The following is a 12,784-nucleotide window of genomic DNA, read 5'->3' on the forward strand; positions in this document are numbered from 1 at the left end:
CGCCCTTTTCCGTCAAACCTGATCCGCGGATCAGATCGATTCGTTGATCCAGCTTTGCAGCGCCGCTTTCGGGGCTGCGCCGATTTTGTTCGAGACGACCTCGCCATCCTTGAACAGGAACAGGGCGGGGATGCCACGAACGCCCAGCGTCGCCGGGCTGTCGGGGTTCTCGTCGACGTTCACTTTCACGACCTTGATCTTGCCCGACATTTCCTGGGCAATCTCTTCGAGCGACGGGCCGATCATGCGGCAGGGGCCGCACCATTCAGCCCAGAAATCCACCACGACGGGAACGTCGGACTTGCGCACTTCTTCGTCGAAAGTGGCGTCGGTAACAGCAACGGTAGCCATGTCAGCCTCCTGAATATTGGGTCGGCAAGGAAGGTAAGTTCCGCCCCCGTCGGCGTCAAGATACAGTGGGCGTGCGCAAGCTCCCGTCTAGCTGTGCATCTGCGAGCGGCATGATCGTTCCGTCCTGCGTCCACAGGATCGCGCAGGTGATGCAGCGTCCGGGGTGAATTTGCCGCAATGCCGCGCGATAGGCGGCCATCTGTCGCACGATCCCTTCGGGCACCTGATCGGGCGACGCTGGGACGATGCGGTTGGATTTGTAGTCGAGCACGTGAACACCCTCGGCATCGATCCGCAGACGGTCGATGAAGCCGTGAATTCGCTGGCCGCCGAATTCCTCCAGCGCGGCGGTGATCTCTACCTCGGCCAGACAGTCCGGCCCCAGCCAAGCCGCCATGCCCGGCGCTTCGAGAACGCGGATCGCTTCGGCCAAAACAGGCTCTATTTCACCCGGAAGCAGCGCATCTTCGCCCTCGGACAGCAAGAGTTCGGCAAGGTCTTCCCACTGGTCGCGCGGCCGTTCCGGCAGATGTTCGAGAAGCCGGTGCAGGTTGCGCCCGTGACGCAGCGCCTCGTCTTCGTCGATCACCTCGCCATCGCCGAACAGAGCCTTCGCCCCGCCCAGATCGGAGGGCGAAAGCGGACGCAGCGGAGGCTCGACGGCAGCGGCGGGGGTGAGGCTCCATGCGGGCAGTTCCGTCCGCGTGACTTCCAGCGCAGCCGCTGGCGCAAGTGCGTTCACCGGCCAAGCCCCGGTTGCGTGGCGGGGATATTCGCCAAGCTCCTGTAACGGCTTCGAAAGCCCCGTGACGTCCTCGGTCCCGGCAGCTTCGAGGCCTGATTTCATCCGGCTATACCAGGTCTCGTCGCCCTCGCCGACCTCGCCCGCTGCGGCCACGATCAGCCATTTCTCCGCCCGCGTCATCGCAACGTAGAGAAGCCGCTGCGCCTCTTCCGCCCGGGCGGTCGTCTCCTTCCCTGCGGCGGAAAGCTGGGCCTCCGGCGCGTCCGGCGCTGGCTGGCGCAGCCCAGCGACGCCATTGTCCAAACGCAGGATTTTAGGCGGGTTAGGCTCTTTTTTCTTCGCCGTATCGGGCAATATCACGATCGGCGCTTCCAACCCTTTCGAGCCGTGAACCGTCATCACCCGGATCGCGCGCCCTGCCCCGTCCAGCTGCCGCTTCACCTGCACATCATCCGCATCGAGCCAGCCGAGGAACCCGGTCAGGCTCGGCACTTCATTGCGCTCGAACGCCAGCGCCTGCGAAATCAGTTCGTCGATCCCGTCCTCCGCCTCGGGGCCAAGCCGCGCCAGAAGCCGCTCGCGCCCGCCATGCCGGGTCAGCAGGCGTTCGATCAGCTCGAAGGGCCGCAGGAAATCGGAATTGTCGCGCAGATCCTTCAGCATCTCCTGCGTGTCGGGCCGCATCTCACCGCGCCGGAGCGCCTCCCAGAGATAGCCCTTCCGGGGCTGCGCCAGCTGATAGAGCTCCTGCTCGGACCAGTTCAAAAGCGGCGAGCGCAACGCCTCCGCCAGCGACAGATCGTCCTCGGGCGTCGCGAGGAAGCTCAGCAGCGAGCGGATGTCGCGCACCGCAAGCTCCGCCCCGAGCTTCAGGCGATCCGCCCCCGCGACGGCAAGGCCGATCGACTTGCAGGCGCGAATGATCTCGGAAAACAGCTCCGAGCGCCGCCGCACGAGGATCAGGAAATCGCCCTCATGCACCGGGCGCGCGCCGCCGGGCGCCTCGTGATCGGGGATTTGCACCCCCTGCGCGATCATCGTGGAAATCTCGGCGGCGATCATGCGCGACAGCTGAGAAATCGCCGATTCCGCGCTCGTCAGATCGACCGGGCTTTCCCAATCGTCCTCGTCATCCACCTTCACCGACTCGATCGCGGGCCACAGATCGACGCGGCCCGGAAGCGCCTCGTGGAAGGCGATATGCGAGGGCGCGCCGCCCAGGCCCTGCTCGGCCCCGCGCGCAAAAGCGAGGTCCACGGAACGCAGCACGGCGGCGGACGATCGGAAGGAATGCTCCAGCTCCAGCGGAGAGAGCGCGCGACCGATATCCGCGAATTTTCGGGCGAAATGGGCGCGCATTTCCTCGAATTGCTGAAGATCGGCCCCTTGGAAGGAATAGATCGACTGCTTGCGGTCGCCGACCACAAACAGCGTGCGCTCGCCCTTATGCGCGCCTTCGCCGGAGGTGAATTCCTCGGCGATCCGCTCGATCACCCGCCATTGCCGGGGGCTCGTGTCCTGCGCCTCGTCGACGAGGATGTGGTCGATCCCGCCATCGAGACGGAACAGCACCCATTGCGCCACCGACGGCTCATCGAGCAGCGCCGCCGCGCGGTCGATCAGATCGTCGAAATCGAGCCAGCCGCGCGCGGCTTTATAGGCGTCGAGCCGCGGCAGGAAGACCTGCGCAAAGCGGTGCAACGCATGGGCGCGCTTGGCCGCGACGAAGGCGAGACGGCGGGGGCGGTTCTCGGAGACGCGCTCGGACAGATCGGACAGCGCCGCCATCGTGCCGTCGCCCAGCGATTTGGCGAGCGCCTTGGTGGCGACCTTGTCGAGCTTGGGCTGATAGGGCGGGCCGTCTTTCGGTTTCTTGACGCAAAGCACGTCTTCCAGAGCCTGCACCGAGGCGAGATCGCGGTCACGCGCCGCCGCCAACCCTGCGCCGACGCGCTGGTCGTTCTTGGAACTCGCGAGGAACGCAGGCGCGACCTCGCGGATCATCTTCAGATCGCCGTCGTCGAAGACCTCAGACAGCAGCGTCTCTTCGGTCATGTCCCGTGGCAGATCGTAGGCTTCCAGCAGATCGGGCAAGCCCAGGTCGCCTGAAAAACCGACCCTATTCCGGCTTATATCGGCTGCGAGGGCCGTCAGGTCCTCACCGGAATAGACGCCGAGCAACGCATCGAGCCGGTCGCAATCCGAGCCGGTCGCGATCTCCTCGAGGATATCCTCGCGCATCAATTCCCCAGCGCGGTCGTCCATCTCGGAAAAGCCCGGCGAGACTTTCGCCTCGAGCGGGAAGCGGCGCAGCAACCCCGCACAGAAGGCGTGGATCGTCTGGATCTTCAGCCCGCCCGGCGTCTCGATCGCCTTGGCGAACAGCCGCCGCGCTTTCGCCAGATCCTCGGCAGAGAGCGCCTCATCGGCACCCAGCGCCCTTAGCTTCTCGCGCAGCTTTGCCTCGTCCATCATCGCCCAGCCGCCCAGCAGCCCGAGCAGACGGTTCTGCATCTCCGCCGCGGCGGCCTTGGTGTAGGTCAGGCACAGGATGCGTTGAGGCTCTGTTCCCGCCAAAAGCATGCGCGCGACGCGGTCGGTCAGCACCTTGGTCTTGCCCGACCCCGCATTCGCGGCGAGCCAGACCGAGCTGTCCGGTTGCGAGGCCTGATGCTGTCTTAGGCTGGCCGGATGGGTCATGACACGTCCTCCCCCTCGGCCTCATCGGTGACATCCCATTCCCCGAAGCGCGAGACCTGATCGTAATCCGTCCGGGCGCGCGCTTTTTGCGGGGCGCGCCGCGCGGTGAAGCCCTGCGTCGGCTCGAAATAGCGCGCGATCAGTTTGCGGAATTTCTCCCAACTCTCCTCGGGCGTCTCGCTGCGATCACCGGATTTACCCTTGATCTGCGTGGTGGCGCCGTCGCCGCCGAGCCGCACATAGGACATGCCCGCGACCTCGCGTGGCCCGATCGCCTCGAAGGCCCCGCGCCCGACCATCGCGGCCTCCAGAAGCATCTGCTTGTTGAAGGCCATCACCTCCCGCTCGGAAGGCGGCGTGCCAGTTTTGTAATCGTAGATCCACGCGCGCCCGTCTTCGAGAATGTCGATCCGGTCGGGTTTCGCGGTCAGCGCAAAAAGCGGGTTTTGCAGTGAAACAGAGCCTTTTTTCTCCACCACCATGGGCGCACCCTGCGCGCGACGCTCGGCCTCGGCCCGGCAGAAAGTCTCGGCGATCCCCCGGACCCTTGCGAGCCAGATGCGCTGCGCACTGGGCCAAGGAATTTCCCGGAGCATCACCTCCTCGGCGATCTCCATCAGACGTGCCTGCGCCGCCTCGATGGTCGCGGTCTCGTCATAGGTCTTCACGAAGGTTTCGACGATTTGGTGCAGCACCTGACCGCGCAGCAAAGCGTCGGGTTCGGGGCGCAGCGGATCGAGGGCGCGCAGCTTCAGGATGCGCTTCGCGTAGATGTCGTAGGGGTCGCGGATCAGCGTCTCGATCGCGGTGACCGGCAATTCGCGCGGGCGCACATCGACCGGCGGGCGCGGCGACGGGCGTTTGGCGGGCTCAAGCGTGATCCGCGGCGTCTCGAGCGCGTCCGCCAGATCGAGCCAGCGTTTGCCGCGCCCGCGCATTTCTTCCAGCGCCTCGGTGCCGCCTTGATCGGGCAGGCCGTCCACTAGATTCAAGAGACGATTGAGCCAGCGCGACGGGATCGTCTGCGCCTCCGCGTCGCGTGCGCAACGCGACAGGATCACTTGCGGCCCGGCAACCGCCTGCTGGAAGTCATGCGCCGAGAGGCCGACCTGCCGTTCGGGCAGTAACAGACCCGATTCCAGCCGCATTTGACGGCTGAACCACGGATCGGGCGCGGGCGCTTCGGGCCAGCTTCCCTCGTTCAACCCGCCACAGATCACCAGCTCGGCCCCCTGCGCGCGCGCTTCCAGCGTCCCCCAGATCGCGATCAATGGATGCGCCGCGAGTGTCTGCCGCACGAGCCCGCTCTGAAGGTGTCGATTGACCAGATCGGCGTAATCGAGCGCGCCAAGATGCCCGCCGAAGCCGGACTGGCTGCGCAGATCCTCCATCAAGCGGCGCGCCTCGCGCCCCGCCGCCTCGCGCCAGAGCTCGCTGGTCTCGGTCGCGGCACTGGGTCCGGCGGCGATCCGTTCGGCGAGCCGGAAATGCTGTTCCACGTAATCTGTCAGCGCGGCCGCGGGGGGTGCCGCGAAATCCTCGAGAATATCGCAGAGCCACTGCGCCCAGGGTTCCCGTGAATCAGGGTCTTTTTCAGCCCATTTCGTGAGACTCTCGCGATCCGGGAACGCGGGCCCATAGCGGCGCAGGCGCAGCTCCAGCTCGCGCGTATTGCGCAGATGCGGCCCGCGCTCCTCCTCGCCGGTCGCGGTCAGCGGATGTTTCAGCAGCGCGATCAGGTCGGCGATCGCGACCGGACGCGCCCGCATCGCCGCGATCTGCCGCAGGAACCGGCCCGGCGCGGTCTGCTGCAGTGGCTGCCCCGCACTGTCGTCCGGCACGATCCCCCACCGGTCGAGCGCCGCCGACACGCGGCGCGCCAGAAGACGATCGGGCGTGATCAGAGCCGAACTGACGCCCCGCTCGACCGCGTCGCGCAGCGCGAGCGCGATTGACAGCGCCTCATGGCGCGGATCGCGCGCTTCGATCAGCGACAGCCCCTGACAGGCAGGAACGAGCGGCCCCAGCCCAGCGCCTTCACGCCGCCATTGATCGGTGACCGGCGCCGGCCGCAGCGCCAGCGAAAGGAGGCGGTTGCGGCCCGGGTCCGGCGCGGTGATTTGGTCCCAATCTACGACGTCCTCCGCCGAAAGCCCGAGCTTGTCGAGCAAGCTGCGATAGCGGAACTGCGGGTGGTCTTCGAGCGGAAACGGGCCGGAATAGAGACAATCCCACGCCGCTTGGGTCATGTCGCGATCGAACCCGGGAAGAACGATCGACCCGTTTTCCAACCGCGCGACCGCCTGCATGAAGAGCGAGGTCGCCCCATGCGAACCGGTCGAGCCTGCGACGATCACCGGATCAGCGGGCGGGGTCTCGCGCCAACGCTCGATCACAGCCTCCACGACCATCCGCTGGCGGCTCTCGCGGTCCAGCTCGGCGTCGTTGTCGAAATAGCGGGCGATAATGCGGATGAAGCGTAGGCTCTCCTGCCAGTGCCGGGCGTGGGTTTCGGTCAGTTCCAGCTGGTCGAGATCGTCGATATGGACGCCCTCGCTCTGCATCTCGGCAAGAAGAGAATACAGGCTCTCGGCCAGCGCGAATTGGCTCGCACCCGCCTCGAATTCGGGCATGGCGCGGGTGAGTTGCTCGACGAACTGGGCCAGTTCGAGCTTGCGGCGCAGCGGGGGCACGGGCAGCGGCAGACCCGCGAGCGGGTCGGCCCCGAGATCGCTCACCAGCAGGAGCCGCGGCAGATAGAGCGCGCCGCTTTCGAGAAAGACTTCCCGCACGCGGCGGCGCATCCGCCCGGAGTTCAGATAGAGCGTGACCCGGGCCAGCGCCTCGGGCGGCTGATCGGCAAAGCGCGCGCGCAGGCCAGCAACCAAGGCGCGGGGAAAATCGACGCCGGGCGGGAGGGCGTAGACGGAGGCGATGTCCTCACTCATCGAGCATCGCCTCGGCCAAAGGAATGGATTCGGGACGCCCGACATCGCACCACCCCCCGTCATGCACGAGACCGAAGACGCGCCCCGCCGCGATCATCTCATCCCACAGGATGTTCAGCGAGAAGCTCCGCTCGGAAATAGACCCTATTCCAGCGGGATTCAGCATTTGCGCACCGGTATAGACATAGCCCGGCCCGCGCGTCAGGCGGCCGGTCTCGTCCATCGTGAAATCGCCCGCGCCCGCATGTCCGCGTGCATTTTCGGGCCGCACCAGCATCAGAAGCGCCGACATCTCATTGGGCCGCCACGCCTCGCGCAGCCGGGCCACGGGGTTCTCGCCGCGCCAGACGGCATCGGTGTTGAGCGTCATCACGGGCCCCTCACCCAGCAGCGGCAGCGCCTTACGCAGCCCGCCGCCGGTTTCCAGAATTTCGTCGCGCTCGTCCGAGATCGCGACGTCCTGCCCGGCCAGATGCGCGACCACCTGATCGGCGAGGTAATGCACATTGGCCACCAGCCGCCGCGCCCCGCCCGCCCGGGCAAGATCAAGCGCGTGATCGATCAGGGGACGCCCGGCGACCTCGATCATTGGTTTGGGCCGGGTTTGCGTCAGCGCGCCCATGCGCGTGCCGAAACCGGCGGCGAAGAGCATCAAGGCGTCGGGCTGGTCGGGCATTTTCGTCTCAAATCAGAAATCAAATTCGGGTCGGGCGCAGGATAGGCAGCGTGGAACAGCTCCGCCAGATCGGCAAGCGCGGGATCGGCGAGGTTACGCGAGATATAGGCGTAAACGCGGGGCATATACTCAAGATATTGCGGTTTTCCGTCTCGAATGGTCAGCCGTGCGAAGATACCGAGGATCCGCAGCGCGCGTTGCAGGCCGAGCAGCCGGTAGGCGAGCTGGAACGCGCCCGGATCGGTCGTGGTCAGCGCGCAGTAATGGGCGATCTCGGCTGTCTCGACCCGCGGGCTCACATCTCGGCGCGCGTCCTGCAGCGCGGAGACCAGATCATATGCGGGATGGGCGCGCAGCGCGTCCTGATAGTCGAGAAGCCCCAGGCGGCGCAGGCTCGGGCGATCCAGCAGAATGATGTTCTCCGCGTGGAAATCGCGCAGGCATAGAACCGGCTTCCACGCCGGAAGAGTGTCGAATTTATCGGCAATCGCCTGTTTGAGCGCATCCGCGGCAGCCCGGTCCGTGCAGGGGTAGAACTCGAGCACCAAATCCAGCAGGTCGGCGAGCGCGGGGCCATCCAGCAGCGGCAGATCCTCGGGTGGCGGGTGGCGGGGCATATCGGCGAGGAATTCGGTGATCAGAGCGTAGAGCGCAGGCTCGTCCTCGGGCGTCGCGTCGAGGTGGCGAGCCGCGAGCGCATCGCCGAAATCTTCGAGCAGCAACAGGCCCGCCGCATCGTCGCGCGCGAGCACATTCGGCGTGGAAAAACCGGCCTCGGCGAGCCAATAGCCAATGCGGGTGAAGCGGGCGATCTCGGCCCCGTCGGGCGCTTTCATCAAGACGGCGCGATCTGCGCCGCGGGTCAGGCGTTCGTAGCTGCGGGCGGAGGCATCTCCGGCGAGCGGGCGGCGGCTGGCGTCGTGCCACCCGGCAGCGGTGAGGAAGCTTTGAACCTCGGCTTCGTCAGCCATTCCACGCCTCCAGAACCTGCCGCGAAAGAGGCGTATTCGTCTCGAAACAGACCCTTCGCGCCGCGCCGTCTTCGGTTTGCTCAAACCGCAACCGAAGCGCCCCTTTCGGCGCGGCCGAGCCGAGCCGGTCGGGCCATTCGATCAGGCAAATCGCTGAGTCGAAGGCTGCATCCAGCCCGAGCTCGAGAACCTCGTTAGGATCGGTGAGCCGATAGAGGTCGGCATGCCAGATTTCGCAATCGGCCTCGTAGGTCTGGACCAGCGTGAAGGTCGGCGAGGGCACATGTTCTGCCACGCCGAGCCGCGTCTGGATCAGGGCGCGCGCAAAATGGGTCTTCCCGGCGCCGATCTGACCGTCGAGCAGGAGCACATCGCCCGGCCCGGCGAATTCGGCAAAGAGCGCGCCAAGCCGCTCCGTCGCCTCGGGATCGGGGAGATCGAGGCAGGGCATTTCGCTGGAAACGGGGGCGTGCGTCGGCGCGGGCATGGCTCGGTTCTAGCGCGCCGATCGCCCCTTTGCCAAGCGGCTAGCCTTGCTGCGCGACGGCGGTGCCCGTCTGACGTGGCGGCGGCTTGCTGGAAGCTGCGTCGACACGGAAACGCAGGAGAAACGCCCCGCCCGAAAGCGTCTCGAGCTGGCAGGTCACATGCCGCCCGTCGAGCAGGGTGATCTCTTCGGTCAGGTTCTCGCGCGCGCCGATTTCCCGGGCGAGATTTTGCAGCCACGACCAGAAGGCGCTGGGTTCGGCGCGCGCCTGCCATTGCTTCACCGCGTCGAGCAGGGTCACCCGGCCCAGCGTCGCCTCCGGCTCGACACCCCAGAGCGCGCCATAGGCGGCATTCGCCATCGCCAATTCGCCCGAGGGGCGGAACACCGCGATCGCGTCGCCGACCCGGTCGAACACCTCCTGAGACATCTCGATTTCACCACGAAACTGACGGGTTAGAGACGTTTCGGACGAAATATCCTCGAACAGGAACGCCACCGCACCGTCGGGATGCGGGCGTCCGGTGACGCGATAGGTCTGCCCGCCCGGCAGGTTCCAGGTTTCGGCGTGAAAGCCGGAGGCGGCGGCCTGCTCCAGCTCTGTCATTTCCTGCCGCCAGCTTCGGTAATCCTTCGGCTCGGGCATCATCTTGGTTTCGCGCAGCCTGTCGAGAAAGGCGTAGAGCGTCGGGCGCGTGGCGAGGAATTCCGGCCCGAGCTGCAGAAGGTCGCTCAGCGCGGGATTGAACAGCCGCAGCTGCCGGTCCCGGTCGAAAATCGCAAGCCCGATCGGCAGGTCGGCGAAGGTCTTGGTCAGGGTCTGGACGAAATCGCGCAACGCTTTCTCGGCCCGCACGGCAGCGTCGGCGGGGAGGGCGAAATGCAGCGTGCCGCGTTCGAGAACGACGGAGTGACAGTCGAACCATGTCGCGGCCTCGGTGTCGCTCCGCGCGGCGGGGCCAATCTCCAGACGATGCGGCCCGCCCCCGTCGAATGCGTCGGGCGGCAGCGTGAACAGGCTCGGCAGCGGCCATCCAAACCCCTCTTCGCCCACATCGAAAGCCCCTGCGCGCACGAGATAGGCTCTGTTTGCCCAGCTCAGTTCACCCCCCTTCTCGGTTCGCCAGATCAGAACCGGCGACCGGTCGAGCGTCGTGCGCATCATCTCCAATTCGTCTTCCATCGCGCGGAAAGAGAGACTGTCGATGCGCTGGCCCTGCCCCTCCCCTTCGGGATCGACGAGGGTGATCCGCGCCAGACCGTTGAAGTTCTCGACGGTGAGGCGAAGCCGGGGCTTGTCGGTGGCACTCGCAACCTCGGTCATCTCAAGCCGCCCGAGATCGGCGAGCTGGCCGATGCGGGACTGAAATTCGGGAAAGCGCGGCGCGGCGAACGCGGTGAACCGTGTCCAATCGCTCGCCCCGATGGGCATCGATTCCAGCAAGCGCCGCGCGGGGGGCGTTGCATCCACAAGCGCCTCGTCGTCGAACAGGAAGGCCACCTCTTCGAGGTCTTCCTGCGCGGCGGGGGTCAGCCTGCGCCCGGGCGCGCGGCCCACGGCGAGCCATGTCAGCAGCAACGCGACCAAGGCCGCGCCCACCGAAGTAAGCGCAATCATCGCCGCCTCGAGCCATGCAGTCCCCATGTCTTTCGGCCTCTCAAACCTGTCCCCAGGCCGAGGGTGCGAAAGATTCGTTAACTCAGCGTTAACTTCGCTCGGGGAGCGGCAAGAGAGGTGAAGGCGATCAGACCGCGATCGGCTGGTTCAGCCCAAGACCCGCATCGTCCCGCGCAAGAAGGCGAGACGCAGGCCAGACGACCTCCACAACCGCACCGGAGCGCGCGGGCACCGCGGCACCGGGCGCGAAGGGCGCGTCCCCGTTCGAGAAGGTGAGCCGTCCGCCCGTGCGCTCGATCAGGGTCTTCGCGATGAAGACGCCTAGCCCCATCCCCTCATAGCCCTTGCGCTCCGCCGCATTCGCACGCGGTTGCAGGAAGGGATCGCCGATCCGGTTGAGCACGCTCGTCGGATAGCCTTTGCCGTCATCGCTGATCCGCACGGTGATCTCTTCATCGTCCCATTCCGCTTCGACCCAAACCGTGGAGTGCGCGAAATCGACGGCGTTCTGGATGAAATTGCGAAGCGCGTGGATCAGTTCGGGATAGCGGTAGATCGTCGGCTGACGCTCCAGCCCCTCGACGATCGGATGGGCATCGAAGTGAATTTCGATCCCACGCTCCATATGCGGGTCCGCCGCTTCGCGCAGAACGGCGACGATGGGCGCGGTCCGCATATGCAGGTCGTCTTTCCCGACCCGGCCCATCGAATGGAGAATGTCGCGGCACCGATTGGCCTGCTCGCGGATCAAGAGCGCATCGTCGCGCAGGTCGGGGCTGTCTTCGAGCTCGTCGGCCAGCTCCGAACTCACCAGCTTGATCGTTGCGAGCGGCGTGCCCAGCTCATGCGCCGCCGCCGCGACGACCCCGCCCAGATCGGTCAGCTTCTGCTCGCGCGTCAGGGCCAGCTGGGTCGCGCGCAACGCATCGCCCATGGAGCGCACTTCGCTCGCGACCTTATGCGCATAGGCGCCGAGGAAGGCGACGCCGATGATGATCGACAGCCAGTAGCCGAATTCGAACACGTCAGGCACGGCGATCACCTCGCCGGTCTTGCTGACCAGCGGCAGATAGACCACGGCGACTATGGAAATCATCACCATCGTCGAAAGCCCCAGCAAGATCGTCGCAGACCGCTCCAGTGCGGTGGCCGCTATCGTGACCGGCACAAGAATGAGCAGCGCGAAGGGATTGTTCATCCCGCCCGTAATCGACAGCAAGAGCGCGAGCTGCGCCATGTCGAACATCAGCGTCGCCGCCGCCTCGGGCTGGGTCAGACGCTTGGTGTCGGGAAACAGGAAAATCGCCACGAGATTGGCCGCGATTGCCGCCGCGACCGTGGCAAGGCACAGCGCCAGATCCAGCGCAATATCATAGACGAAATAGGCGACGAATATTGCGCCAAGCTGACCCACAATCGCGGTCCAGCGCAGGAAGATCAGCGTCCGGAGGCGCACCCAGTCGTGGTGAATCTCGGCCGGGCCGGGTTGGGCCTCGAGGCGTTGAGCCATGTCGTCTCCCGCGTCCAAAGCGCACATCGCCGGAATTGGCGGCATGAAAGCATTGATAATCGGCGCCCGCCGCGCGATCAATGCAGCCGTGAGAGGAGTGACAATATGAACCGTATTGCGAAAATTTCCGCTGCCGCCGCGACCGCGATCGTGGTCATCGGCCTGGGCGTCACCTGGTTCGCCGCGACCCGCAGCAATGACGACGATATTTTCGCGCAGTGCCGGCAAAGCGTCGTCGCAGGCGGCGCGGGCGAAATCGGCGGTCCATTCACTCTGACCGATGAGAACGGCAAGGAAGTGACGAATACGGATGTGATCACCGAGCCGAGCATTCTCTATTTCGGCTATACCTATTGCCCCGATGTCTGCCCACTCGACAGTGCGCGCAATGCCGAAGCCGTAAGCCTTCTCGAAAAGCGCGGCTATTCGGTGACGCCGGTCTTCATTTCGGTCGATTCCGCACGCGATACGCCTGAGCTGCTGAAGGAATTCACCGATCTCATGCATCCGAAAATGATCGGGCTGACCGGCACGCCGGAGCAGATCAAGAAGGTCTCGCAGGAATACCGCACCTATTTCAAAGTGCAGGATCCGGGCGACCCCTACACGCTGATCGATCACTCGACCCAAAGCTATCTGGTCTTCCCGGACACCGGCTTCGCGGAATACTACAACCGCGACACCACGCCCGAGCAGATGGCCGACAGCGTCTCCTGTTTCGTCAATGCGTGGAAAAAGGCCAATCCCGACGGCGCAGCCGGAAATTGACCGAACAAGC

General features: G+C 65.6%; 9 protein-coding genes. 1 reads left to right on the forward strand and 8 read right to left on the reverse strand.

Going from position 1 to position 12,784, the window contains the following annotated elements:
• Nucleotides 1–30: 30 nt before the first annotated feature.
• The 8 genes from trxA to regB all read right to left on the reverse strand — a co-directional run bounded on the left by trxA (nucleotide 31) and on the right by regB (nucleotide 12,006).
• Nucleotides 31–351 carry a thioredoxin gene (gene trxA / locus BMI91_RS15615; RefSeq protein WP_078522726.1) on the reverse strand — a complete coding sequence of 107 codons (321 nt, stop codon included), beginning with the start codon at nucleotides 349–351 and terminating at the stop codon, nucleotides 31–33.
• 55 nt (nucleotides 352–406) lie between these two features.
• Nucleotides 407–3,796, reverse strand: a complete 3,390-nt coding sequence (gene addA, locus BMI91_RS15620) for a double-strand break repair helicase AddA (RefSeq protein WP_078605823.1) — start codon at nucleotides 3,794–3,796, stop codon at nucleotides 407–409.
• Nucleotides 3,793–6,744 carry a double-strand break repair protein AddB gene (gene addB, locus BMI91_RS15625; protein WP_078605824.1) on the reverse strand — a complete coding sequence of 984 codons (2,952 nt, stop codon included), beginning with the start codon at nucleotides 6,742–6,744 and terminating at the stop codon, nucleotides 3,793–3,795. The genes addA and addB overlap by 4 nt, the downstream gene beginning before the upstream one ends.
• Nucleotides 6,737–7,420: a nucleotidyltransferase family protein gene (locus tag BMI91_RS15630; protein WP_078605825.1), complete on the reverse strand. Its 684-nt coding sequence runs from the start codon at nucleotides 7,418–7,420 to the stop codon at nucleotides 6,737–6,739. The genes addB and BMI91_RS15630 overlap by 8 nt, the downstream gene beginning before the upstream one ends.
• A complete protein-coding gene (locus tag BMI91_RS15635; protein WP_078605826.1) occupies nucleotides 7,396–8,391 on the reverse strand; it encodes an aminoglycoside phosphotransferase family protein in 996 nt (331 codons plus the stop codon). Before BMI91_RS15635 ends, BMI91_RS15630 begins: the two co-directional genes overlap by 25 nt.
• Nucleotides 8,384–8,878, reverse strand: coding sequence for a tRNA (adenosine(37)-N6)-threonylcarbamoyltransferase complex ATPase subunit type 1 TsaE (tsaE, locus tag BMI91_RS15640; protein WP_078605827.1), 495 nt, complete (start codon nucleotides 8,876–8,878; stop codon nucleotides 8,384–8,386). Before tsaE ends, BMI91_RS15635 begins: the two co-directional genes overlap by 8 nt.
• 40 nt (nucleotides 8,879–8,918) lie before the next feature.
• Complete coding sequence (locus tag BMI91_RS15645; RefSeq protein WP_078605828.1) at nucleotides 8,919–10,523, reverse strand: PAS-domain containing protein; 1,605 nt, start codon at nucleotides 10,521–10,523, stop codon at nucleotides 8,919–8,921.
• Between the two features lie 100 nt (nucleotides 10,524–10,623).
• Nucleotides 10,624–12,006 carry a sensor histidine kinase RegB gene (gene regB, locus BMI91_RS15650; RefSeq protein ID WP_078605829.1) on the reverse strand — a complete coding sequence of 461 codons (1,383 nt, stop codon included), beginning with the start codon at nucleotides 12,004–12,006 and terminating at the stop codon, nucleotides 10,624–10,626.
• A 105-nt stretch (nucleotides 12,007–12,111) separates the two neighbouring features.
• Between regB and BMI91_RS15655 the strand changes: the two genes are divergently transcribed.
• Nucleotides 12,112–12,774 (forward strand): SCO family protein, encoded by a 663-nt coding sequence (locus tag BMI91_RS15655; RefSeq protein ID WP_078605830.1) that lies wholly within the window; start codon nucleotides 12,112–12,114, stop codon nucleotides 12,772–12,774.
• The last annotated feature ends 10 nt before the right edge of the window (nucleotides 12,775–12,784 follow it).

Source organism: Thioclava sediminum (genome assembly GCF_002020355.1).
In the GTDB taxonomy this organism is placed as follows: domain Bacteria; phylum Pseudomonadota; class Alphaproteobacteria; order Rhodobacterales; family Rhodobacteraceae; genus Thioclava; species Thioclava sediminum.